Origin of the sequence: Chryseobacterium sp. CP-77 (assembly GCF_036362765.1) — a bacterium.
Lineage (GTDB): Bacteria > Bacteroidota > Bacteroidia > Flavobacteriales > Weeksellaceae > Chryseobacterium > Chryseobacterium cupriresistens.
On sequence record NZ_CP143637.1, the window covers coordinates 2,935,085 to 2,960,757 of the forward strand.

Consider the following 25,673-nt stretch of genomic DNA (forward strand, 5'->3'; position numbering starts at 1 on the left):
GCTAAATTTGTAAATTATAATCTTCAAAGATAATCAAAATGAGCCCAAAAAACCATAAAGTACGAGTAGGAATTTCAATCGGTGATTTCAACGGCATCGGTCCGGAGATCATTATGAAGTCTCTGAAAGACAAAACTATTACAGATTTTTTCACACCTGTAATTTTTGGTTCGGGAAAATTATTCACTTATCAGAAAAATATTTTTAAGCTGAATCTTAATTTCAACTATGTGAATGAACCTTCGCAGGCACAGGCAGGGAAACTCAATATGGTGAACCTTACCAAAGAAAACGTGAATGTAGAACTGGGAGTTCCTACTGAAGAATCTACAAAGATGGCCATTGATTCTCTGGAAGCAGCTACTGAAGCTTTGATGAAAGGAGATATTGACGTTCTGGTAACCGCTCCGATCAACAAGGATGAAATGGTAAAGATGGGTTTCAAACATGCAGGACACACAGGATATTTTGAAGAGAAATTCAATAGAAAAGGATTAATGTTCCTTGTTACCGAAGATCTTAAAGTGGCTGTTTCCACACATCATATCCCAATTGCAAAGGTGGCTGAAAATATTTCCAAGGAAAAAATAAAGAAACAGATCCGAGTTTTAAACCAGACGCTGATAGAAGATTTCTGCATCCAAAAGCCTAAAATTGCGGTGCTGGGATTAAATCCTCACGCAGGAGATGGCGGGGTTATCGGAAATGAAGAAATCGAGATCATCAGCCCAGCTATTAAAGAACTTTCTGACAACGGAATACTGGCATTCGGGCCTTTTCCTGCAGACAGTTTCTTCCAGCCGGGCAAATACAAAAATTTCGATGCTGTTTTAGCGATGTATCATGACCAGGGACTGGCTCCTTTCAAAACATTAGCATATGAAGAAGGAGTAAATTATACGGCAGGACTGCCTTTCATCAGAACATCTCCGGATCATGGAGTTGCTTATGACATTGCAGGAAAAAATATGGCTGATGAGCAAAGTTTTACAGAAGCAATCTTTACTGCTATTAAGGTTTTCAAAAACAGAAGTGAATACAGCGAACTGATGAGCGACCGCCTGCAGCCTAGAAAAATGGCTGTAGACAACGGAATAGATGAAGATCTACCGGAGGAAACTGAAGCATAAATCTTTAAAACAAATTTTAAATTAATTTGTTTCAGATTTTATTTGTTATTATAAAAAAAATGCATATTTTTGCACACTCATTTTATGGACAAGTTAAGAAACTATGACGTAAGCTTTTCCGGACTTAAAAACGGAAGACACGAGTTCAAGTTTGAGATAGATAAAACGTTCTTTCAATTATTTGACACTGAGCAGGAATTTACAAATCCTAGAATAGAAGTGAATGTATCACTTGATAAACACACTACTTTTCTAGAATTTGAGATTAAAATTAATGGATTAGTTGAATTGGTTTGTGATATCACCAATGAAAATTTCGACTATCCTATTGAGAATGAAATCAAGATTTTGGTGAATTTCGGGGAAGAATATGATGACAGCAATGAAGATGTGATTACCATTCCTACCGGAGAGCATGCTTTCAATGTAGCACATTTGATTTATGAAAATGTAATGCTTTCTATCCCGATGAAAAAGATTTCACCGAATGTAAATGATGAAGATCTTAAAATTCTTGACCAGTTCAGTCCTAAAGATATTGAGGTAACTGAAGAAGAAGAACATGAAAGTGACCCGAGATGGGATGCTTTAAGAAAATTAAAAGACAATAATTAAATAGAATAATTTAAATATGATGAGATGATGAATCTCATCGCTCATCAATTAAAAAAGTTATTAGAAAATGGCACATCCAAAGAGAAGACAGTCGTCTACAAGAAGAGATAAGAGAAGAACTCACTACAAAGCTGTAGTTCCTCAATTAGCTAAAGATGCAACAACAGGAGAGCTTCACCTATACCACAGAGCTCACTGGCATGAAGGAAAATTATACTACAGAGGTAAAGTAGTATTGGAAAAAGAAGTAGCTGCTACTGAAGAAAACTAAGAGTCGCTTTTCGCTGAAAAAGCCTCATTTTAATACAAAAACCGCCCAATTTTGATAAAATTTGGCGGTTTTTTGTTGTTTTTTACGTTTTTTTGGTATCTTTGGCATCAAATCAAATATCAAATTTATGGACATTAAAGACATACAAAATCTTATCAAGTTTGTATCTAAGGCTGAAGTTTCAGAAGTGAAGTACAAAACTAAAGATTTCGAAATCACTATTAAAACTCCATTAGCTGGAAGCGATGCTGTTTATGCACAGCCTGCAGTATACCACACTGCACCGCAAGCGGTAGCTGCTCCGGTACCTGTTGCAACTCCGGCTGCTCCTGCTGCTGAAAAAGCTGAAGCTGCATCTGATGACAGCAAATATGTAACAATCAAATCTCCAATGATTGGTACTTTCTATAGAAAACCATCTCCTGATAAAGATGTATTTGTAAATGTAGGTGACGAAGTTTCTGTTGGTAAAGTAGTTTGCGTTATTGAAGCAATGAAGCTATTCAACCAGATTGAATCTGAAATCAGCGGAAAAATTGTTAAAATTTTAGTTGACGACGCTACGCCTGTAGAGTATGACCAACCTTTATTCTTAGTAGATCCATCTTAATTAAAATATTGATTAATGATGATTGATAATTGATGATAAAGTCAATTTCAAATTTCAAATTTTCAAATTTCAAATCGTATTAAGATGTTCAAAAAAATATTAATAGCCAATCGTGGCGAAATTGCAATGCGTATTTTACGTACTTGTAAAGAAATGGGGATCAAAACCGTTGCAGTATACTCTACTGCTGACAAAGACAGTCTTCACGTAAGATTTGCTGATGAAGCAGTATGTATTGGTCCTGCAATGAGTAAAGACTCGTATCTTAAAATCCCTAACATTATTGCGGCAGCGGAAATTACCAATGCTGACGCTATTCACCCAGGTTACGGATTTTTATCTGAAAATGCTAACTTCTCAAGAATCTGCCAGAAGAACGGTATCAAATTTATTGGTGCTTCTCCTGAACAGATTGAAAAAATGGGAGATAAAGCAAACGCTAAGGCTACTATGAAAGCAGCAGGTGTACCTTGTGTACCAGGTTCTGACGGATTGATCGAATCTTATGAACACGCTGTAAAGATAGCTGAAGAAACAGGATATCCGGTAATGATCAAAGCTACCGCAGGTGGTGGTGGAAAAGGAATGAGAGCTGTCTGGAAAGCTGAAGACCTTAAAGATCACTGGGAATCTGCTATTCAGGAAGCTGTAGCTGCCTTTGGAAACGGAGGTATGTATATGGAAAAACTGATTGAAGAGCCAAGACACATCGAAATTCAGGTTGCTGGTGACCAATTCGGAAAAGCGTGCCACCTTTCTGAAAGAGATTGTTCTGTACAGAGAAGAAATCAGAAATTAACTGAAGAAACACCTTCTCCTTTCATGACAGACGAACTTCGTGAGAAAATGGGGGAAGCTGCTGTAAAAGCTGCGGAATTCATTGGATATGAAGGGGTAGGAACAATCGAATTCCTTGTAGACAAGCACAGAAATTTCTATTTCATGGAAATGAATACAAGAATCCAGGTAGAACACCCTATTACTGAACAGGTAATTGACTATGACCTGATCAGAGAACAAATTCTTCTTGCTGCAGGAACTCCTATTTCAGGAATCAACTATTATCCTAAGTTACACTCCATCGAGTGCAGAATCAACGCAGAAGATCCTTATGCAGATTTCAGACCGTCTCCGGGAAAAATCACAGGATTAAATATTCCTGGCGGACACGGAATCAGAGTAGACACTCACGTATATTCCGGATATACAATCCCTTCTAACTACGACTCTATGATTGCTAAGCTTATCACTACGGCTCAGACCCGTGAGGAAGCCATTGCAAAAATGAGACGTGCTCTTGAAGAATTCTATATTGAAGGAGTAAAAACAACTATTCCTTTCCACAGACAGCTGATGGATAATGAAGATTATCTTTCAGGAAACTATACTACAAAATTCATGGAGGATTTTGTAATGGATAGAAAATACGATAATCACTAAGATTATTTTATATACAAATTAAAACTGCCTCAAAAGGGGCAGTTTTTTTATTTAAATCCATCAATGATTCTGCCAGTCGACATATCATAAAAACCAACGAATCAAGCCCTTATTAATTGTTAATAAAAATTAATAAACAATCAGAAAATAAAATTCTGCCGGCTTAAAGATATAATACCTAAAACAAGCAATCAACAAAGAAAATATTTTCTGATACGATATTATTCCACCCTAAAATCTACTTCAATTTTCCCCCGGAACGATACTGGGTATTTGTTTATGCATATCATTAATATTGTGTAAATTTGTAAAAAACAACAATATGTCAACAGCAGAACAAACAAAAAACTCACAGTATTTTATTGACCTTGAAGACAAACATGGAGCGCACAACTATCACCCCCTTCCAGTAGTTCTGGACCGTGGAGAAGGTGTTTTCGTTTGGGATGTGGAGGGAAAAAGGTACTATGATTTTCTTTCAGCATATTCTGCTGTGAACCAGGGACACTCTCATCCAAAAATTGTAGGAGCCCTGGTAGAACAGGCTCAAAAACTGGCGTTAACTTCAAGAGCTTTCTACAACTCTAAATTAGGAGAGTATGAGCAGAAAATAACCACGCTTTTCGGGTTTGATAAAGTTTTACCAATGAATTCCGGAGCTGAAGCTGTGGAAACAGCGGTAAAATTAGCCAGAAAATGGAGTTATGAAGTAAAAGGAATTGCAGAAAATGCAGCGAAAATTATCGTTTGCGAAAACAATTTCCACGGAAGAACAACCACTATTGTTTCTTTCTCCAATGATCCGGATGCCAACCAAAACTACGGACCTTTTACACCAGGATTTATCAAAATTCCTTATAACGATATCGCTGCATTGGAAGAAGTATTAAGCAGAGAAGCAGGAAATATTGCAGCGTTCTTAGTAGAACCAATTCAGGGAGAGGCCGGAGTGTATGTTCCGGATGAAAACTTCCTTAAAAATGCTTCTGAATTATGTAAAAAACACAATGTTCTTTTCATTGCTGATGAAGTTCAGACAGGTATTGCAAGAACAGGAAGACTGATTGCCTGCCACCATGAAGAGGTACAACCGGATATCCTGATCTTAGGAAAAGCACTTTCAGGAGGTATGTATCCGGTATCCGCTGTTTTAGCGAATGACAACATTATGAATGTTATCAAACCGGGACAGCACGGTTCCACGTTTGGAGGAAATCCTATTGCATGTGCCGTAGCTGTAGCTGCATTGGATGTAGTAGCTGACGAAAAACTGTCTGAAAGAGCAGAAGAATTAGGAAAGCTTTTCAGAGCTGAAATTGAAAAGCTGATCGAAAAAACAGATCTTATTACCAAAGTAAGAGGAAAAGGCCTTTTAAATGCTATACTGATCAATGATACTCCTGAAAGTTCTACGGCATGGAATCTTTGCTTACAATTAAAAGAAAACGGATTGCTGGCAAAGCCTACCCATGGAAACATCATCAGACTTGCACCGCCATTGGTCATTACAGAAGAACAATTGCTGGATTGCGTGAAGATTATTGAAAAAACTATTCTTGAGTATAAATAAACCGATATTCATCGGGTATTTTAATATGATCAACACTATTTGAACTGTTGATTTCCGGAAAAGATTAATGGGTATGGTAGTTAAAAACCATACCCTTAATGTATCTCATCAATACATGTGTTTCCCGGATCTACCCTCAGCAATTACTTCAAAAAAGCATAAAAAAATCATATTTTTTAACTTTTTAAAAATTTAGGAATTGTATTTGCTATATACATCCGAATACTATAATGTGCAATCTTCAAAGGTGGCATTTTTTTGAATTCTGCATAATAGAGATAAATGACAAAGATTGGTCTATAAAATTCAAATTTAAACTTATCTTTGAAAGATTAAAACTATTTAGAATGACCTTAAGAGAGATAGCGCCTATTTCCTTATTAAACAAAACGTTGTGATGAATATAAGTGGTTTAATCATAACATATAATGAAGAAAAAAATATACAGGATGTCCTTGAGTCTTTTGATTTTTGTGATGAAATAATTGTGGTAGACTCTTTTAGTACGGATAAAACTGTAGAAATTGCAAAGAAATTCCCCCATGTAAAAGTGATTCAGAATAAATTTGAGGACTTTACAAAGCAGAGAAATTTAGCTCTTGATCATGCAACCAACGACTGGGTATTATTTTTGGATGGTGATGAAAGAATTACTCCGGCCCTGAAGCAGGAAATTATCGTTGAGCTGAACAAACCCGGGCAAAAGGATGCCTATTATTTTTACAGGAAATTCTTTTTTGCCCAGAAACCGATTCACTTTTCAGGAACACAGTCTGATAAAAACTTCAGGCTATTCAGAAAATCGAAGGCCAGATATATGGCGGGAAAAAAGGTACATGAAACTCTGGAGGTTAACGGAACCATCGGAATTTTAAAAAATAAATTACTCCATTACTCCGTTTCAGATTATGAATCTTACAGAAAAAAAATGATTCATTACGGAGTTTTAAAGGGTAAAGAACTGGCTGCAAAAGGGAAAAAGTACAGTGTTTTGGTTCAATATCTTAAAACAGCTTTTAAATTCTTTAAGGCCTATATAATGAGACTGGGTATTTTGGACGGAAAAGAAGGGTATCAGTTATCTTACCTTCAATCTTTAAGCGTTTATGAAACCTATGAATCATTAAAAAAAGAGCAAAATTAGTTAAATGAAGATTTGTATCATTAGTTATGATTTTTGGGATTATGATAAGTATATTGTTGAGACATTATGCAAAAGAGGTATTGATGCTCATCATATAAAGATCAGTAGCGTTACTCATTCCAACTTCAATGAAAGAGCTGTAAATGCTTTAAGCAAAACTTTTTTAAATAAAAATCTCAAGACTGAAAAAAGACAGAAATACGTTCTGGATTCTCTGGAACAATTAGGCCATCAGGATCAGATTCTGGTGATGAATCCGGATACATTTGATCTTTCTACTCTCAAAAAAATTAGAAAATATACAGATCGTCTGGTGACTTATCTTTATGATAATCTTGAAAGAGTTCCTGTAGAAGATAAGCTATATCTTTTTGACAAAGTATTCTCATTCGACTATATTGACGTCAAAAAGCACGGGTTCGAAAAGTTAACAAACTATATTTATCTTCCCCATTGTTCACAGGAAATCCAACAGCCTGAAATGGATCTTTTCTATATCACATCGTATGATAACAGAAGGGTTTCCCTGATAAAGTTACTGGCCAAAAAACTGATTGAACAGGGATTAAAATTCCAGATCATGATCATCGGAAAAAAATCATGGAAACATCAGCTCACGAATATTTTCATGACGGTTCCCAAAAATCTTTTTCTGATTTTCAGCATCAAAAAGATTCCGCACAACGATCTTCCAAAATATTATAAGAACTCAAAAGTTCTACTGGATCTGATGCGCGAAGGGCAATATGGCCTCAGCTTTAGAGTTTTTGAAGCCATGTCTCTGGAAAAGAAAATCATTACTGATAATGAAGCCATTAAAACGTATGATTTTTACAATCCCAATAATATTTTGATTTTAAACAAAAATATTAGTAATCTTGACAAATCTTTTTTTAAAACACCCTACGAGAAAATCCCAGAAGAAATCTATTACAGATACACTTTGGATAGTTGGGTGAATAAAGTTTTTGAACTTGATACTAAAAACTGACAAATGGGAATCTTAAAAAAAATAAAAAAACACTTCGAAAGAAAAGAAAAACTTAAATATCTTCAGTCTAAGGATATCGTCAACATTAATCTGTATAACGATTCCCAAAAAACGATTTTGTTTGCATCAAGAGATTTCCCTGCCCATGATAAAGAATCCGGGGCTAACAGACTGAAAGAACTTATATTTATTTACAAAGAATTAGGATACAACTGCATTATATTTGCTCCCCATATGTTTGAAGACGATTCTTATGTGAAGTTTTATCAGCAGCACAATGTTATCGTTTACATAGAGAACACTAAGTACAGGAATATCTATGATTTCCTGCTTTCTTTTAAAAAGATAGATTACGTTTGGTTCAACGGGCCTCTGGCTCTGAACCTTTTTTATAAAAAAATGAAGGCTGTTTTACCTTCTGCCAAATTTATTTATGATATGGTGGATATTCATTTTTTAAGGTTTAAAAGAGCGATAGAACTGGAACCGACCCGTATTTCTTTAAAGAAAAATTATAAACATTTTTTCCGTCTGGAAACAGTTGTTGCACCACAACTGGATTATATCATTGCCATATCTGATAAGGAGAAAGCAATTATGAGCCAGTATGCAGATAAAAATAAGATCATTACAGTATCTAATATTCATTATCCCAAAATTGATATTTCTGAAAGAAAACGTTTCAGTGAAAGCAAAGGAATTACCTTCATCGGATCTATCCACGAGCCAAATATTGATGCGGTAAAGTTTCTCTATGAAAAAATAATGCCTATCGTCTGGAAAACCAATCCTGAGCTGGAAGTAAGCATCATCGGGAATGTTGCTGAAAAACTTGATCTTAAACTATTTCCTAAGTTTAAATTTTTAGGCTTTGTGGAAAGCATTGAAGAGCATTTTATGAATTCCAGAATTATGGTGGCGCCTTTAAGATTTGGAGCGGGTGTAAAAGGGAAAATCGGACAGGCATTCGAATATTTCTTGCCTGTAATTACAACAGATATCGGAGCGGAAGGAATGAGCCTCACCAACCATAAAAATGTATTGATAGCGAATGATGAAAATAGTTTTGCTCAGGCAATTCTACAATTAAATAATGATGAAGAGCTTTGGAATACATTAAGTCAAAATTCTATTGACAGTCTGAAACCATTTTCCATTGAGTCCGTAAGTTCTACTTTGAAAAAAATTTAATTAAGAATGGATAATTCTTTATTTTTAATCAGCATTATTGTTCCATGCTACAACGCTTCTTATTATGTAAAAGAAGTACTCGAAAGTATACAGAGCCAAACTCATTACAATATTGAATGTATTATTATTAATGATGGTAGTACAGATAATACTCTTGAAATTATCAATTGTTTTTCAGACGAAAGATTCCATGTATACAACCAGAAAAACAAAGGTCTTTCCGATACTCGAAATTTCGGGTTGGAAAAAGCCTCCGGAGATTTTATTTTTTTCTGTGACAGTGATGATCTTCTTCCTTCTAATGCCTTGGAATCACTCATATCCGAGTATACAGGTAAAGAGGATATTATTGTGGGAAAAACATCAACCTATTCATGGGAAGAGAAACGAAACGTTTCATTCTTACCTCAGCCTAAAGAAAAACAACGCTTAGAAAATAAAAATACGGAAGTCCTGCTTAAGAATATAGCGGAAGGCTTAAGTCCAATTGCTCAGAATAAATTATATAAGTCTTCATTTTTAAAAGAAAATAATCTCACCTTTTTAAGTGGAATTTATCACGAAGATGAATTATGGTTCTTTGAAACGATGTTCCAGGCAAAGAATGTTGTCTTTATTCCTGATATTACTTATTTGTACACTATCGACAACGCACAGTCCATCACTAAAAAGAACAGTGATAAAAATCTTTTAGGATATCTGAGTGTTATTCAAACGATATATAACAACTACTATTTACAATATCCTGAACAAAGCAATATTGCCTATTATATTGCCTATTTAAAGAAAATTATTATTGGAAATTACAAACACCATTCAAATTATTCCAATACAGCAATTCATAAGATGGAAACGGTATTCAAAGAAGTTAATCCTAAATTCAATGATAATATTTCATTGAAAAGTATTGAGAAAAAATATTTCCGGTATATTAATACCCTCAGTTTAAAAGATGCTGAGACCATAAAAAAAGAATATTTTAATAATCCCGTCAACAGTCTCAGAAAATACTACAAAATATTAATATTCAGTATCCTTAACTTAAATTAACAAAGTGAAAAAAAAAACATTTCTTTTGGTAATGCCTAATTATTCCGATTTTCCAAAGCTATTTTTAGAAAACTTGGAGAAGGAAGGTTTTGAACCCTATTTAATCACAGACAATGTTTCAAGATTCAAATACAAAGGCTCTGAAAGCATAAAAAATTTTTTCATTAAAAATATTCTTAGAAATAAAGAGTATAAACAAAATCTTATTAAAAAGCACTTTCTCGATGAGCTGAATAAAAACCTTTCGGCCATTACGGAAGAATTGGATTATGTCCTGGTGATTCGTCCGGACAATTTCCCAATTTCATTTATAAAGAATCTAAAAAATAAAACCCGAAAATTAATTGCTTATCAATGGGATGGCATTGATAAATTTCCAGAGATCAGAAACTATTTCAATTTATTTGATATCTTCTTTTGTTTTGAAAAGGCAGAATCTCAGCCCAATATTCAACCTATTACTAATTTTTATTTTGATCACCTTCCTTCTTCTGAAAAAAAATATAATGCAGAAAAGCCTAAGCTTTACTTTGTAGGTTTATATTGGAAAAGCCGTGAAGAAAAAATTAACCGGTTTATTGATGAAGTCTCAGGTTTATCTATTGAACTTTCTATTTTCATTCAATATTTTCAGGAACCTGAAACGAAAAATGATAAAATACAATATATTCAAAACAGAATCAGTTTCCAAGAAAATCTGGATCTTGTAAAAAGCTCAGACATTCTTTTGGATTTTGTTGATCCATTACACAACGGACTTTCCATTCGTTTCTTTGAAGGAATGTACTATAAGAAGAAAGTAATTACAGATAATGTGATGGTTAAAAAATACGATTTTTACCATCCTGATAATATCTTTGTTGTGGAAAATAATAATTATAAAAATATTGAACAGTTTCTGAAAAAACCTTATTTTACATTATCAGATGACATTGTAAAGAAATATGGTTTCAGTAATTGGATCAAAAAAATCATAACATAGAAATAAGCTTTATTGATAAAAGCCTTCTTTATTTAATCTTTAAATCCTAAATAATTTATAATATTATTGATATTCTTTTCCTGTTGCGCAACTGAGAACTTAGCCAGTGGTAGTGCGCTGTTACTATGAATTGTTTTCCACAAATTTTCATCGTAATATAGTTCCAATATCTTATTTGCGAAATGCTGCGGATCTTCATTGGAAACAAGGGCTGTTTTCTGATCTTCCAGATCCATTCCTTCCGCCCCAATTGATGTAGTGACTACGGGTAGCCCAAACTCCAGAGCCTGCCCTATCTTTCCTTTCACTCCAGCTCCATATCGTAGAGGAGCAACAAATATTCTCGAATTTTCAAACCAGTAATCCACACTCTTCTGATAGCCTAATATCTGAAACTTCTCAGAATTATATTTTCCTTTAATCTCTTCGGGAAAATGTGGTCCCAAAATATATACTTTAATAGAATCGTCTTTAGCCCAAACTAAAGGCATTATATCTTCATACAAAAACTTCACGGCATCCATATTGGGCATGTGATAGAAACCTCCAATGAATAAAATACCTTCCCGAACAGAATAGTCCATATCCCTGCATTCTACAGGTTCATGAATATTACTAACAGTAAAGATCTTTTCATTTTTGATCCCTTGGCCTGAGACAATTTTCTTTTCTTCATCACTGATGGAAATAACCACATCTGACTTCTGCATTCCAAAATATTCCTTTTCCTTAAAGAATCTCATCTCTTTTTTACGGGACTTTGTCACTTCAATATATTTGTTTTCTCTCTCCATTCTTAGATAATGAAGATCCACCATATCATAAATAATCTTCTTTCCGGAGATCTCATTTTTAATTTTCCCATACCAAAAATCAAATCCAATCGGTCTGAAAATCCAAACAATATCAACATAATGAAGAGCTTCTTTCACTTGATCCAAAACTCTTACAATTTTGTTCTGAGCATTTACATAGTCTTTACAAACTTCCACACCAATGCTCCGAAAAAAATCAACGTAAACCTCATCCTCTTGGTTGGGCTGCTGAATCCCTAAAATAACTCTATGATTATTTTTTTGCAGAATCTTTACAATTTCAAGAAACCTTCTTGAGCCAGAGTCTTTATCAGGTTGTGGCATACGTTCCTCCAGAATAAGAATATTTGGTTTTTTATAAAACCTATTAATATTGTTTCTTCCTTCATTATCCAGAAATCTTGAATCAGTAAAATACGAATCCCATCTATTCATAAAGACAGTTCTGTTTTTCTGAAGCAAAAGTTCCTTTCCATTATCTTTTCCGGTATAAGAAACATTTTCAAAATGAACAATTTCCGATTTAGGCTGATAATAAATATCCAGATTCTGCTCATATTTCAAACGTTGGCATAGATCTGTTTCTTCGTAATAGGCAGGTAAAAAAGCTTCATCCAAAAGATTAAGTTTTCCGTCTGTGTCAGTTCTATGTAATAACAAACTACATCCTGAGCAATAATCTACTTTTCTTAAAAAGTTATATTTTGGAGTATCAATAGCTTCACCCCTTCCTAGATTGACAATTTCGGTCTTATTAAAAATAAGACAGCCTGCCTCTTGCAATGTATTGTCTGCAAATACCATTTTAGAGCCAACAGCACCTACATTTTTATTGTTGTTAAAAACCTCCAACAGACTGGCCAGATAGTTTTCCTGAACTTCTACGTCATTGTTCAATAAATAAACATATTTCCCTCTTGCCTTCCGAATTCCTTTATTTATATTTCTTAAAAATCCTAAATTTTCAGTATTATTAATAATTGTAATTCCGGGAATTGTATCCAGATACTTTAAAGTTTCATCTGAGCTATTATCATTGATAATAATAATTTCTTTTGATACGTCTTTATCATATTGCTCAATTGTATATAGACAATTAAGAGTATATCTTATCTGATTATAAACAGGAATTATGATAGAAACTTCTGGCTCATTTTCAAAAATAAAGTCAAATGTATGTTTTTTAAAAAAGTCTAGTTCAAAATGATTGATCTTCAGTTTTCTCTTATTATTGATAAAATTTCGATCCTTTATTTTATTTTTAAAAAACCTTTTAATTCCCATTTTAAATTTATTATTTTGTCTTGCCTTTTAGAAAAACAAAATTAAGCATTTATTGTAAACTATGAGAGTAATAAGTTGGTTATCTTTTGTCCATGGAGCACAAGAAATTTACTCCTGTTTATCTAGATTTATCGACTAATCAACAAAAGCAGTAATGTCTAAATAAAACCAAAAGCTTTAATGATATAGATTTCGCTAATCAAAAAATATCGCAAAAAATTGTATTCAAAAAGAGTCATTTCATTATGAAAAAAAGAAAGATATATTTCATTTGCCCATCGGTTTCTGTACCTTTTGGGGGTATAAAACAAATTTATAAATATGTAAATATTTTAAACAACCATGGTTATAATGCTACTGTTTTATTAAAAAAAAAGAGAAAAAGAGACAATATCTGGTATCGTGATACAAAAATATCTTATCATTATGAACTTTTAAAAAACATAGAAAATAGTAACAACTCTAAAGAACATAAAAATAGTTTTTATGAAAGATTAAAACTGTTCTATAACAATTTATTTTCACATCCCATAGAGAAAGATGCGCTATTTGTTTTTCCGGAAATATATGGAAAATCATTCCATAAAACTATTCCCAATCATCAGTACGTAATACTTAACCAGAATTGCTACTACACCTTTCAGGGGTATGGATTTGATTATAATGAAAAAAATCCTTATCTAGATAAAAATTGTTTAGGAACTATTGTAGCATCAGAAAATGCACAAAAGTATTTTAATGTTGTATTTCCTACTCTTAGTCTATATAGAGTCCGTTTAGGGATTGATACCCATATTTTCAGTTTTGAAAATAAAAAAAAGAAAAAAATTGCTTTTATGCCAAGGAAACTTGCTGAGGATTCTTTACAAGTTATTAATATTTTAAAAGCGCGAAAAAAGATGGATGATTGGGAGTTTTTCCCAATTGACAATATGGATGAACAGGAAGTTGCAAAACATTTAAAAGAATCCGTATTTTTTTTAAGCTTCAATCATAGAGAAGGCTTTGGGCTTCCTCCTATAGAAGCTATGTCTTGTGGATGTTTTGTAATAGGTTACTCTGGACAAGGAGGAAAAGAATATTTTAAAGAAGAATTTTCTTGTCTGGTTGAAGAAGGTAACATTATTGATTTTGTTGAAAAAATAGAAAGCCACGCATTAGAATATCATGAGAATCCGACTCTTTTTTCTGAAAAAGGGAAAATAGCGTCACAATTTGTTATGAAAAATTATTCCCTGGAAAATGAAACACAAGATTGGATCGGTACGTGGGAAAAAATAATTTCCCAATGCTAGAGTACGATATTCTTTACAAAAGAAACGCTATGTTAGGACGAGACAAACTGCATAAAAAAAGCTAGCCTTTCGGTTAGCTTTTTTATACTTAACTTTTTTTATTAAATTATTATTTTTTATTTGCCCAAACAACACTACCGTTGTTATTGTAAATCACAATATTTCCATCATTCTGAACTGAAAGTCTTTCAATATTTGATGAGCTTATACCTGTACTGTAAACAGGTCTATGCGAAGAATCATAGACTACCAGATTTCCATCTTCCTGAAAAATAGCGGTTCTTCCACTTCCTGCGGTTGCCGATGACCAGATATCTTTGTTAGTTCCGTCACTATACATTACCAAATTACCATCTGTCTGGAAAATTAAATAATAATTATAGTTTTCAGAAAATATCTTTTGTCCTTTTACAAATCTAAATCCTTTGTAAATATTACCATTATTATAACGTCCTGTATTAGAACCTCCATTTCCACCGAAATTGTTTCCGTTAGAACCTCCCTTGGAAGACCACAATGCATTTCGTCTTCTGTTATAAATTACAAGATTACCATCATCCTGCATCTCAAGGTTGGCTGCATTTTTGTTGGTTGTATTGCTACTGAATAAGGGTCTGTTTGAAGAATTATAAACAACAAGGTTACCATCTTCCTGAAAAATGGCTCTCGAACCATTACCCTGAGTCCTGGAACTCCATTCCGGCTGATTCTGATCATTATAAACAACCAAATTTCCATCGTTTTGAAAAATCAGAAAGTGCTGATCATTTTGGGAATAGTACCTTCTATCCTTTACCAGATTAGTGCCTAGTGTAATATTTTGAGCCATTATACAAATTCCTGCCAATAGCCCAAACATTGCTAATAAATGCTTTCTCATAAGTTTATGTTTTTTATTTCTTCATGTAAAGATAAATAATAAAAATCATACTTCCTATTCCCCATTAAAATTAGTTGTAAAAGAAAAAATGAATTGAATATAGGTAAAAAACATTCGTAGGTTATCTACAAACCAAGAGTTAAATACATAGAAACAATAAAAATCCAACATCAATTTAACATTTGCCTAAGTCCATATATGCACATCCTGGAAAAGGAATAATTAACAGCACATTATTATAATGAATGAAAATGAATACAAACAGTAAGGCACTACTATTTTTTAATGGTAAAAAATACATCATATTATTTATCATTAAAAAACCGTCTCAAAACTGAGACGGCTTGTAGTTATAGAATATCAATATTTTTAATTAATAGGCATAGAATTCAATTCCTTCAGCAACATAACCAGATGGTCTTACACTGGATCTTGAATAATAATGATCTTTACCATTCCAGTATCTGTAAATAGGAACTGTGTTCGGCTGCTGAGTAGCAAAAGCATTAAACTCGATTCCCTCATCTACATATCCCTGATAATATCCCGGAGTTTTTGTATAGTAATGATCTTTACCATTCCAGTATCTGTAGATAGGAACTGTATTGGGAGCTTTGTACAGGAATGCGTTAAACTCTGTTCCTTCAAAAGAATATCCGCTGTAGCTTCCAGCAATTTTTGTATAGTAATGATCTACTCCGTTATAATATCTGTAAATTGGAATGGTATTAAATTCCAGATACACTTTATTATCAATCAGATATTGATCTACATAAGCTTTAAGCTGAGCTTTTTTAACAGGATCTTTTACAAAGTCATAAATAATAATCAACCCGTTGCTACCAAAGTCAACCAAAACAGAATTACTCGCATTTGAGCTCAGTTGCCAGTCGGAAATATTAACTTTAGTATTGGTCTGATCCAGATTCAAATCTCCTACCAAACCTTTTGAAGGATCCCCACCTCTGGTTTTGTAGGTCAACTTTTTAGAAAAATTCATGTGATACTCAGAAGTGTTCACATCATTATCCACATTCACATTAAAGATATTCAGCATTCCTGCCTTTATTCCGATTCTGGCTGCCTTATCACGAGTCTGGCTTGTTGTTTCAGACTGGAATAAAATATCAAGCTTTGCGCCTGTATAAATATCCGTCATCACGTGAGTTCCATAATCCTGAACAAGCTGCTGCGGAGTTTTTGTCTGTAGATCCTGAGCAAATTCCGGAGTAATATAATCACCCAGCATATCGGTAGTAGCGTTGAATCTTACTCTTTTCTGCTTAATCGTAAGGTTATAGCTTCCGTAGATATATTTAGCATCAAACTTATTGTTGGTTGTTACCGCTGAGCCAAAACCTACAGAGAGTATTTTTTTAAACAATGGAAAATTAACTGTTGCATCCACTTTGGTAGAAACCATTTTGGAGTAAGCTTCAGCATTTTCACCATAATCTTCGGAGTACTCCTGAGAATTTGTGTTTTCGCTGATTAATCTGTTGGTTTGCTCCAGTTTAAAGCGGTCAATATCAACCACCTTAAAACCGGCAGCTGTTGCATTGGCATACTCACCGGTAACGTTATAACCATGTCCTAAGACATCATAAATTCCGTCTCCCGCAAACTTGGAAGCAGATAAGCGATTACTAGCTTTTGCCGCAGGGCTTTCAGGGGTTGTCTCGCTATTCAGTTCCTCTGTTGAACATGAACTCATAAAAAGCATCAGTAGACTACTGAAGCAAAATAAAATTTGTTTTTTCATAGTATTATTTAAAAGTTTCCTGCAAAGATAACATTCACCACTATGTGAAAAAAGAAACATCTAATGATTTATATCAATATTAAGTGGATTTAACACTTATTTAAATAATGCTGAAAAACGGGTTTAATTATAAACAGAAAATGAGATTTTAGTTCGTACAATAATTACCATTCTCCAAATAGGAAATTTTACTAAATAATTAATTGAGATATGCGGTATCTATACAAATAAATAGTTTACATTAAAACTAAACTTATGTAATATTACAATCATAGTGTAAATTTTTTATTAAAATACTATTAAAAATAATCACTTAAAAGAGAATTAAAAACAATCGAAAACTCCTATATTTACAAGATTTATCTGAAATACAAACGATAAATTAATCACAGTTAAAAGAAATAATTCATATATTTGTGTCGATAAAAAATTAAAAAATGCAAAAATTTTTAAAAATTTCTACATTAGCCTTCGCTACATTAGCTATTACCTCATGTTCACGAGAAACCGATTCATTGACAGAGCAACCACCTATACAAACTGTCGAAAAAATGAACGTTCAGGAGAGGATTTCATTGACGAAGACGGAGGTACTTGCTGAAAGCCAAAGAATGTCAGGCCTTAATGCCGGGCAATCCTTAGTTTTAAAATATGGAAATGTAAACTTACATTTGGATATGCAATTTGATTCTAATTTAGTGCTCTATGCAAGTCCGATTAATTATTGGGGACCAGTACCTTATCCAGTAAAATGGGCTTCCAATACAGATTTTGGAACCGGCTTATACCAACCTTATTTATCAGCTCAAGGCGATGGTAATTTGGTATTATACAAGGCGCAGCCTTATGTAGCAGAAAACGCTATCTGGGCAACAAATACAGATTCAGAATCAGTATCAAATCCAGGATTTAAACTTCAAATCATAAAAAAAACCAATGCAATAACCGGGACTAAATATTATGCAACTTTTATTCTTGAAGGAAATAATTCTGAAAGGCACGAAATTGCCGTAGAAGAAATTACAGATATCTACTAAATAAAAACTTTTCAGCATATAAAAAAAACTATCTGTTTTTCAGATAGTTTTTTTTATTATCACAATTCAAACTTTCTCCTATGAAACAATTTATTTTTCAAGTTACTTTAAGTAAATTTGCAAAAATTAAAATTGAAATGGAGAAAGTAAGAGTACGTTTTGCTCCAAGTCCTACAGGACCATTACATTTGGGAGGCGTAAGAACTGCATTATATGATTATCTTTTTGCTAAAAATCAAGGGGGAGAATTTGTATTGAGAATTGAAGATACGGATACGGCCAGATATGTAGAAGGAGCCGAAGAATATATTGAAGAAGCTTTAGAATGGTGCGGAATCATTCCTGATGAGAGTCCTAAAAAAGGAGGAAAATTCGCTCCTTACAGACAGTCTGAAAGAAGAGACATCTATGACAGATATACCGAGCAGATCCTGAAAACAGATTATGCTTACATTGCCTTTGATACGGCTGAAGAACTGGATGCAATACGTGCCGAATATGAAGCGAAAGGTGATGTTTTCTCTTATGATAATAAAACAAGAAACCGTTTAAGAAACAGCCTTGCCCTTTCTGAAGAAGAGGTTCAAAGGTTATTAGACGAAAAGACGCCTTATGTAGTACGGTTTAAAATGCCTGTAGACAGAGTATTAAATCTTGAAGATATTATTCGTGGAAAATTTTCAGTCAATACCAATACTTTAGATGATAAAGTTCTGGTAAAGAATGACGGAATGCCAACGTATCATTTTGCCAACATTATTGATGACCATGAAATGGAAATCTCCCACGTAATCCGTGGAGAAGAATGGCTTCCATCTTTAGGACTTCACACTTTATTATACGAAGCAATGCAGTGGGAAGCACCACAGTTTGCCCACCTTTCTTTAATCTTAAAACCTGAAGGAAAAGGGAAATTAAGCAAAAGAGACGGAGATAAATTCGGATTCCCGGTGTTCCCGCTTGATTTCAAAGATCCTGCTACCGGTGTGATTTCTAAGGGATACAGAGAAAACGGATATCTTCCTGATGCTTTCATTAATATGGTTGCATTATTAGGATGGTCTCCTGCAGATGATAAAGAAATACTTCCTCTGGATGAAATGATCAGGGAATTTGATCTTCATAAAGTACATAAAGCGGGCGCAAGATTCAGTAAAGAAAAATCTGAGTGGTTCAACCATCAGTATATTCAGCTGAAGTCTGATGAGGAACTTCTTCAGATCCTTAAAAATACCGACCTTGACCTTTCCGGTGTATCGGATGAAAAGCTGTTGAAAGTAATTCATCTGATGAAAGAAAGAGCCACTTTCCCAAAAGATATCTATGAAAATGGTAAATTCTTCTTTGAAGCTCCAGTTTCGTATGATGAAAAAGCATCAAAAAAAGCATGGAATGAAGAAACATCGGCAATTTTAGGTGAATTGGCAACTGCTTTTGAAACAACAGGCTTTGTGGCTGAGATATTAAAGCAAACCATGCATGATTTCGCGGAAAACAAAGGATTAGGAATGGGTAAAGTAATGATGCCGTTACGATTATCTTTAGTAGGAGAATTGAAAGGACCGGACGTTCCGGATATTCTGGAAATCCTTGGTAAAGAGGAAAGTATCGCCAGAATAAACAATGCTGTAAATAATTTTAAATAGAATAACCATAATTTTTCATACATTTGAAAGATTTAATTTACTTCAAGAAATGGAATATTTAAGTTTCGAACTTCCTATCAAAGAATTGATGGATCAATACCAGACGTGTTCTTTAGTAGGAGAAGAAAGTGGTGTTGATGTAAAATTAGCATGCAGCCAGATTGAGGATAAGATTTTAGAAAAGAAAAAAGAAATCTATGGAAATCTTACACCTTGGCAAAGAGTACAACTGTCCCGTCATCCGGATCGTCCTTATACATTGGATTATATCAACGGAATGGCAGACAAGGGCAGTTTCTTAGAACTTCATGGAGACAGAAATTTCGCTGATGATCCGGCAATGATTGGAGGATTGATTACCCTTGATGGTCAGAAAGTAATGATCATAGGGACTCAAAAAGGAAGAACGACCAAAGAAAGACAGCACAGAAGATTTGGGATGCCAAATCCGGAAGGATACAGAAAAGCTTTACGATTAATGAAGCTTGCTGAAAAATTCAATATCCCTGTGGTAACTTTAGTAGATACACCGGGAGCTTATCCGGGGTTGGAAGCTGAAGAAAGAGGACAAGGTGAAGCTATTGCAAGAAATATTTTTGAAATGGTTCAGCTGAAAACTCCAATCTTCACTTACATCATCGGAGAAGGTGCCAGTGGCGGAGCATTGGGAATAGGTGTAGGAAATAAGGTATATATGTTGGAGAACACATGGTATACAGTAATTGCACCGGAAAGCTGCTCTTCTATCTTATGGAGAAACTGGGATCATAAAGAAGATGCAGCCAATGCATTGAATCTTACTCCGGCAGATGCCTTAAGAGAAAAGTTCATTGACGGTATCATTGAGGAACCGCTTGGAGGAGCTCATTATGATCAGGAAACAACCTATCTGAACCTGAAAAATTCAATTTTACAAAATATCAAAGCTTTTTCCAAATTTACAGGACAGGAGCTTGAAACCCAGAGACAGGACAAATTCATTGCAATGGGCCAGTTCAAAGGATAAAAAATACAAAAAGGTTAAGAATTTTTTCTTAACCTTTTTTCTTTAGTTTTCTTCTGTTTCTATTCTGCAACATTCAGTGCAATTTCAATATCCTGGCTGATTTTCTTTAAGGAAGAATATTTGGCATCACAAACCATTGTGGTCAGCACGTACTCTCCTTTATCTACCAGAATAAAATTTTCTCCTTTGGCAGGTACACTGAGATTATAATATTTTTTACCACTTATCTTTACAATAAGATTGCAGGTGGATCTGTTTTTAATATTGATATATGCTTCGTTTTTATTAATATCATTATTAAAAAGGTGTGTAAGCATTGCTGCTGTTCTTTTATTTTCTTCACTGGGTCCTGCTTTAGAAGTACCGGCACTTTTTGCAGAACTTACTGATGCAAAGGTAGTTGTTCTTCTTTCTTCTTTTAAAGCTTCTATAGCAGCTGCTGTATTATTAGAGACAGGTTTTCCATTAGCAGTATATGTTTTTTTTGCGGCCATCGTCTTTCCGCTGTTCAATTCATTATTTTTAACGATATTTTCAATTTTTTCTTTGCTGATAGGTTTTATGGTAGGTTTTGCTTCCGGAGAATTCCCTGCCATGATAATATCAATCAGCTTTCTTTTAAAATAGTCTGTTTTAGCATGTCCGGGATTCTGCTTCAAAAAGCCGGCAATTACCCTTGCCTCTTTTGAGATCTCGGCTTCCTGTTCGGTATAGATGATTACCGTTTCTTTTTCAACAACCGCTTTAGATTTTGTTTTTTTCTTTTTTTGAGAAAAACCTAGTGCAAAAATGCATATAAATAGAAGGAAGAAGATTTTTTTCATTAATCAAACCTTTAAAATAGTATTAAATATATTAATAACGTGAAAAGTCATTTTTTAGTTTATCATTAAAATCATTATCTTTGCACTGCTCTAAAATTAAGCTAAAAATTAATACTAATCTTAAATAAAAAATAATAGATATTATGTCTTATACACCAGTTGCTGCAGATGTAGCTAAATTAAGAAACCAAACAGGTGCAGGTATGATGGACTGCAAGAAAGCTCTAGTTGAAGCTGAAGGAGACTTCGAAAAAGCGGTAGATATCCTTAGAAAAAAAGGACAAAAAGTTGCTGCTAACAGAGCAGACAGAGAGTCTACTGAAGGGGCAGTAATCGCAAGAGTAAACGAAGACAACACTTTAGGTGCTGTAATTTCTTTAAATTGTGAGACTGACTTCGTTGCTAAAAACGAAGCATTCGTTGAGCTTGCTTACGAACTAGCTGAAATGGCGATCTTTGCTGCTACTAAAGAAGAGCTTTTAGCTACAGATTTCCACGGAATCACTGTTGCTGAGAAATTAGTTGAGCAAACAGGAGTTATCGGTGAGAAAATTGAGATCGGATCTTTCGAAAGAATCCAGGGAGCTTTCTTAGGAGCTTACATCCACGCTGGAAACAAAATTGCTGCAATCACTTCCCTATCTGCTAAAGTAGATGGAGCTGAAGAAGCTGCTAAAGCTGTTTCTATGCAGGTTGCTGCAATGAACCCAATCGCTCTTGACGAAACTGCGGTATCTCAGGAAACTATCGACAGAGAGTTGGAAATCGAAAGACACAAACTTACTGAAGAAGGTAAGCCTGCTAACATTATCGACAACATCCTTAAAGGTAAAATGCAGAGATTCTACAAAGACAACACTTTGGTACACCAGGATTTTATTAAAGACGGAAGTATCTCAGTTGCTGATTATGTAAAATCTGTAAACGCAGACTTAAAAGTAACAGGATTTGTAAGAGTAAGCCTATAAGCTGACTTTTTCAAAAATATAGAATCCCGGTGAATTTCACCGGGATTTTTTATTGACACTATTCATATCTATCGATACGATCAAACAGTTGAAAAAAATTAATAAATCTAAATAATTCACATATTAAAGAGATAATAATTAACAATCAGAAAGATCAAGCCCAGCCGCTAATTACCAGTTTCATACCCAAGAAGGCATTTAATTAAAAATAGAAGACTTTTATTTAACATTTATTTAAATTTTATTAAAAGTATTTCATTTTTTATTTTATTTTTGTAGAAATCCTAATTCCATACTCATGAAAAGATTTCTACTCAGTTTGGTATTAATTTTTTTGACAATTAATACACTCTTTGCACAAAGGGATACCGAGCACTGGATAGCTCCCTATTACGACAGTGTTGGCGGCAACAGCTATGTCAACATGCTCTATCTTTCCACAGACTCTCCAACTCCCGTTGATGTAACCATTTACAATAACAATGCTCCAGTAACCACCGTTACCATCAGTAAAGGTAATCCGCAGACTTACAAAGTTACCAATAGTCTTATTTCTGCTACCACTACTACTGATGCATTTGTTGTGGGTAATAAGGGACTGTATTTAAAAGCAGCCAAGCCTTTTTACTGCAGCTTAAGACTGGCTCAGAGTGTTCACGGGGAAGTAATAACCAGTAAAGGAAAAGCCGGAATTGGAAAAACATTTTTCGTGGCTGCCGCTCCCAACACCAATACCAGCAGTATTCAGAATTTTACAGCAGGTGTACTTGCAACCGAAGACAACACGAATGTAACCGTATCATGGAATCCAACTGCCGGAGTTGTTTTTATTAATGGAAACCCCACTGGAAATACTCAGACTTTTACTTTACAAAAAGGACAATCTTTCATTCTTGCAGGATCCGGTTCTCAGTCCGGAAATAAAACAGGCTTTATCGGAGCCAAAATTGTTTCTGATAAGCCGGTAACACTGACCAATGGTAGCTGTAATGCCAACTTCTCTGCTTCAACAACCGGAAGTGATCCGGTTCTTGACCAATCAGTTCCGGTTGACAGACTTGGAAATACTTTTGCCATGGTAAAAACAAGATCTACTCAACCTTCCTTAAACATGGAAGGAGGTCTTATTGTGGCTACCGAAGATAATACTGAAGTATATTTAAACGGCGGAGGTACTGCTGTTGCAACACTTGCTGCCGGAGAATGGTATAGAATTAATGAAACCAGCTATGTTGCTCAGGGTACATCAGGGCATTCAAACATGTTTATTTCCACTACCAAAAATGTGTATTTATACCAGTTTATCGGAGTTTTGCAAAGTGATGCTACCAATGGATTCAACTATATCCCGCCATTAAACTGTTTCCTTCCAAGAAAAATTGATGAAATCGGGAAGATTAATGAAATGCCTCTTGGCGTGGGAGGAGCCAGCTCTACTCCCAGTGATCTGGTAGTAAAATTGAACATTCTAACAGAGGCTGGTGCTACTGTAATGTTGAATGACGCGCCTCTTCTCCCTGAAGCCGGACCTTACCCCCTTGCAGGAAATGCCAACTGGGTAACGTATGCCATCAACAGTGTAACCGGAAATATTAAGATTACCTCTACAAAGGCTGTAACAGCAGGTATCAACGGAGGATATAGCTCTGCAGGATATGGAGGTTACTTTGCAGGATTCTCATCAATCCCTGTTATTGCAAAAAAGACAGGTGAATGTGTTCCGGGAATCGTTCTTGAAGTAGATGATGGATATGAAACCTACCAGTGGTTCCGTGACGGAGTGGCTATCCCAGGTGCTACAAGTTACACTTACACTCCTACTCAATCTGGAAATTACACCGTAAAAGTAACTATGGGAACTTGTCCTCCTGTGACAACTCCTATTTATAAAGTACAAAACTGTTTAAAAGAAACGACGCAGGCTCTTAATGCTTGTTCTACTAAAATCATCACCCCTACGTTTACTTCTTCCACTCAGACTGTGGTTCCAAGTACGGTAGTAATTTTGACTCCTCCTACAAAAGGAACAGCTGTGGTGAATCCAAACGGAACAATCACTTATACACCTAATCCGGGATATCTGGGACCAGACAAAATCGTTTATAAATTCTGCGGAAACTCAGTTGAGTTTACAGATTGCGAACAGGTAACCCTGAACCTTACTGTAGTACCATTCATTGTAACAGATACTTCTATTAAAGCTTGCTGGTATGATGTAGATCCTTATGCTTATTTTGACCTTACCAAAGCAAAGGTAACAGACTATAATGCTGTTACCAAAAAATATTACCGTACTCTGAATGATCTTACTGCAGGTATCAATGCAATCACAACACCAGAAAACTTCCCTTCAACAGGAGGATTTGTATATGTGAAAGTAACAACTGCTGAAGGATGTACGGCCAATGCCAAAATTGAATTAATTGTACTTCCAATTAAAAAATCTCCGGTCCTTGTAGATCAGTACATCTGTATGGATGCAAAAACGAACCTGGACGCAGGTCCCGGATATGATTCATACCAATGGAGCACAGGAGCTACCACTTCAGGTATCAGAGATATTGGTGTTGGAGAATACACGGTAATCCTTGGTAAGAACGGATGCTTCCTTACCCAGACTGTAAAAGTGAAAAAAGTGGAAGACCCGGTAATCCAAACTATCGAGATCAACAATAATACAGCAACTGTAATTGTAAGCGGCGGTAAAGCTCCTTTCAAATATGCGGTTGACGGAACTGCTAACTGGCAGGATTCAAATATCTTCACAGGTTTAACAAGAGGACAGCACACGTTCTATGTAAAAGATTTTTACAACTGTACTCCTATTGCTGTAGAAGTTACCATTCCTAATCTATTAAATGCCATTACCCCTAACGGAGATAATGTAAATGATTATATAGATTACAGCGAACTGGCTTATAAGGAAAACCTGAGCTTTGTAGTGTATGACAGATACGGAAACATGGTGTTTACCGGAAACAGATTCAACAACTACAGATGGGATGGAAAACATTTTGATAAAAAACTGGGAACAGGAACATACTGGTACCATATCAGCTGGAATGAATCCAACAAAGAAAAGACTCCAATAAAATATACAGGTTGGATTCTTGTTAAAAACAGAGAGTAATAATTAGTTTTAAAACTATATTGATGAGCCAT

At 34.6% G+C, this 25,673-nt stretch carries 21 protein-coding genes; 17 read left to right on the forward strand and 4 right to left on the reverse strand.

Annotated features, from left to right (window positions below; all coding sequences use genetic code 11):
* Nucleotides 1-38 precede the first annotated feature (38 nt).
* From pdxA to V0410_RS13125, 11 genes are all read left to right on the forward strand, one after another.
* Nucleotides 39-1,130, forward strand: coding sequence for a 4-hydroxythreonine-4-phosphate dehydrogenase PdxA (gene pdxA, locus V0410_RS13075; RefSeq protein ID WP_330743917.1), 1,092 nt, complete (start codon nucleotides 39-41; stop codon nucleotides 1,128-1,130).
* Nucleotides 1,131-1,214: 84 nt separating this feature from the next.
* Nucleotides 1,215-1,745 (forward strand): YceD family protein, encoded by a 531-nt coding sequence (locus V0410_RS13080; protein ID WP_330743919.1) that lies wholly within the window; start codon nucleotides 1,215-1,217, stop codon nucleotides 1,743-1,745.
* 67 nt (nucleotides 1,746-1,812) lie between these two features.
* Nucleotides 1,813-2,016, forward strand: coding sequence for a 50S ribosomal protein L32 (gene rpmF, locus V0410_RS13085; protein WP_002976251.1), 204 nt, complete (start codon nucleotides 1,813-1,815; stop codon nucleotides 2,014-2,016).
* A 127-nt stretch (nucleotides 2,017-2,143) separates the two neighbouring features.
* On the forward strand, nucleotides 2,144-2,626 hold the full coding sequence (gene accB / locus V0410_RS13090; RefSeq protein ID WP_330743933.1) for an acetyl-CoA carboxylase biotin carboxyl carrier protein: 483 nt from the start codon (nucleotides 2,144-2,146) through the stop codon (nucleotides 2,624-2,626).
* Between the two features lie 84 nt (nucleotides 2,627-2,710).
* Complete coding sequence (gene accC / locus V0410_RS13095; RefSeq protein ID WP_110011462.1) at nucleotides 2,711-4,066, forward strand: acetyl-CoA carboxylase biotin carboxylase subunit; 1,356 nt, start codon at nucleotides 2,711-2,713, stop codon at nucleotides 4,064-4,066.
* Nucleotides 4,067-4,388: 322 nt separating this feature from the next.
* Nucleotides 4,389-5,636 (forward strand): ornithine--oxo-acid transaminase, encoded by a 1,248-nt coding sequence (gene rocD, locus V0410_RS13100; RefSeq protein WP_330743936.1) that lies wholly within the window; start codon nucleotides 4,389-4,391, stop codon nucleotides 5,634-5,636.
* Between the two features lie 397 nt (nucleotides 5,637-6,033).
* Complete coding sequence (locus tag V0410_RS13105; RefSeq protein ID WP_330747692.1) at nucleotides 6,034-6,780, forward strand: glycosyltransferase family 2 protein; 747 nt, start codon at nucleotides 6,034-6,036, stop codon at nucleotides 6,778-6,780.
* A gap of 4 nt (nucleotides 6,781-6,784) precedes the next feature.
* Nucleotides 6,785-7,771, forward strand: a complete 987-nt coding sequence (locus V0410_RS13110; RefSeq protein ID WP_330743937.1) for a glycosyltransferase family protein — start codon at nucleotides 6,785-6,787, stop codon at nucleotides 7,769-7,771.
* A gap of 3 nt (nucleotides 7,772-7,774) precedes the next feature.
* The gene (locus tag V0410_RS13115) at nucleotides 7,775-8,962 is read left to right on the forward strand and encodes a glycosyltransferase family 4 protein (protein ID WP_330743939.1); all 1,188 of its coding nucleotides are present in this window, start codon (nucleotides 7,775-7,777) and stop codon (nucleotides 8,960-8,962) included.
* A gap of 6 nt (nucleotides 8,963-8,968) precedes the next feature.
* Nucleotides 8,969-10,012, forward strand: coding sequence for a glycosyltransferase family 2 protein (locus tag V0410_RS13120; protein ID WP_330743941.1), 1,044 nt, complete (start codon nucleotides 8,969-8,971; stop codon nucleotides 10,010-10,012).
* A 4-nt stretch (nucleotides 10,013-10,016) separates the two neighbouring features.
* The gene (locus V0410_RS13125) at nucleotides 10,017-10,994 is read left to right on the forward strand and encodes a hypothetical protein (RefSeq protein ID WP_330743943.1); all 978 of its coding nucleotides are present in this window, start codon (nucleotides 10,017-10,019) and stop codon (nucleotides 10,992-10,994) included.
* A gap of 32 nt (nucleotides 10,995-11,026) precedes the next feature.
* On the opposite strand, the gene V0410_RS13130 is transcribed toward V0410_RS13125, so the two are convergent.
* Nucleotides 11,027-13,093: a glycosyltransferase gene (locus V0410_RS13130; RefSeq protein ID WP_330743945.1), complete on the reverse strand. Its 2,067-nt coding sequence runs from the start codon at nucleotides 13,091-13,093 to the stop codon at nucleotides 11,027-11,029.
* A gap of 245 nt (nucleotides 13,094-13,338) precedes the next feature.
* On the opposite strand from V0410_RS13130, the gene V0410_RS13135 reads away from it, so the two are divergent.
* Nucleotides 13,339-14,388 (forward strand): glycosyltransferase, encoded by a 1,050-nt coding sequence (locus V0410_RS13135; RefSeq protein WP_330743947.1) that lies wholly within the window; start codon nucleotides 13,339-13,341, stop codon nucleotides 14,386-14,388.
* A 109-nt stretch (nucleotides 14,389-14,497) separates the two neighbouring features.
* On the opposite strand, the gene V0410_RS13140 is transcribed toward V0410_RS13135, so the two are convergent.
* Together V0410_RS13140 and V0410_RS13145 are read right to left on the reverse strand one after the other, a co-directional pair.
* Nucleotides 14,498-15,268 (reverse strand): hypothetical protein, encoded by a 771-nt coding sequence (locus V0410_RS13140; RefSeq protein WP_330743949.1) that lies wholly within the window; start codon nucleotides 15,266-15,268, stop codon nucleotides 14,498-14,500.
* Nucleotides 15,269-15,641: 373 nt separating this feature from the next.
* The gene (locus tag V0410_RS13145; RefSeq protein ID WP_330743950.1) at nucleotides 15,642-17,030 is read right to left on the reverse strand and encodes an MAC/perforin domain-containing protein; all 1,389 of its coding nucleotides are present in this window, start codon (nucleotides 17,028-17,030) and stop codon (nucleotides 15,642-15,644) included.
* 437 nt (nucleotides 17,031-17,467) lie between these two features.
* Here V0410_RS13145 and V0410_RS13150 point away from each other — a divergent pair, with 437 nt between their 5' ends.
* From V0410_RS13150 to V0410_RS13160, 3 genes are all read left to right on the forward strand, one after another.
* A complete protein-coding gene (locus tag V0410_RS13150; protein WP_330743951.1) occupies nucleotides 17,468-18,067 on the forward strand; it encodes a hypothetical protein in 600 nt (199 codons plus the stop codon).
* Nucleotides 18,068-18,204: 137 nt separating this feature from the next.
* Nucleotides 18,205-19,713 carry a glutamate--tRNA ligase gene (gene gltX / locus V0410_RS13155; protein ID WP_330747694.1) on the forward strand — a complete coding sequence of 503 codons (1,509 nt, stop codon included), beginning with the start codon at nucleotides 18,205-18,207 and terminating at the stop codon, nucleotides 19,711-19,713.
* Nucleotides 19,714-19,762: 49 nt separating this feature from the next.
* Nucleotides 19,763-20,719: an acetyl-CoA carboxylase carboxyltransferase subunit alpha gene (locus tag V0410_RS13160; protein ID WP_062675714.1), complete on the forward strand. Its 957-nt coding sequence runs from the start codon at nucleotides 19,763-19,765 to the stop codon at nucleotides 20,717-20,719.
* 59 nt (nucleotides 20,720-20,778) lie between these two features.
* Here V0410_RS13160 and V0410_RS13165 read toward each other — a convergent pair whose 3' ends face one another.
* Nucleotides 20,779-21,543, reverse strand: coding sequence for a DUF6759 domain-containing protein (locus V0410_RS13165; protein ID WP_110011475.1), 765 nt, complete (start codon nucleotides 21,541-21,543; stop codon nucleotides 20,779-20,781).
* Between the two features lie 143 nt (nucleotides 21,544-21,686).
* Between V0410_RS13165 and tsf the strand changes: the two genes are divergently transcribed.
* Together tsf and V0410_RS13175 are read left to right on the forward strand one after the other, a co-directional pair.
* On the forward strand, nucleotides 21,687-22,511 hold the full coding sequence (tsf, locus tag V0410_RS13170; protein WP_110011476.1) for a translation elongation factor Ts: 825 nt from the start codon (nucleotides 21,687-21,689) through the stop codon (nucleotides 22,509-22,511).
* 298 nt (nucleotides 22,512-22,809) lie between these two features.
* The gene (locus tag V0410_RS13175) at nucleotides 22,810-25,641 is read left to right on the forward strand and encodes a gliding motility-associated C-terminal domain-containing protein (protein WP_330743963.1); all 2,832 of its coding nucleotides are present in this window, start codon (nucleotides 22,810-22,812) and stop codon (nucleotides 25,639-25,641) included.
* The last annotated feature ends 32 nt before the right edge of the window (nucleotides 25,642-25,673 follow it).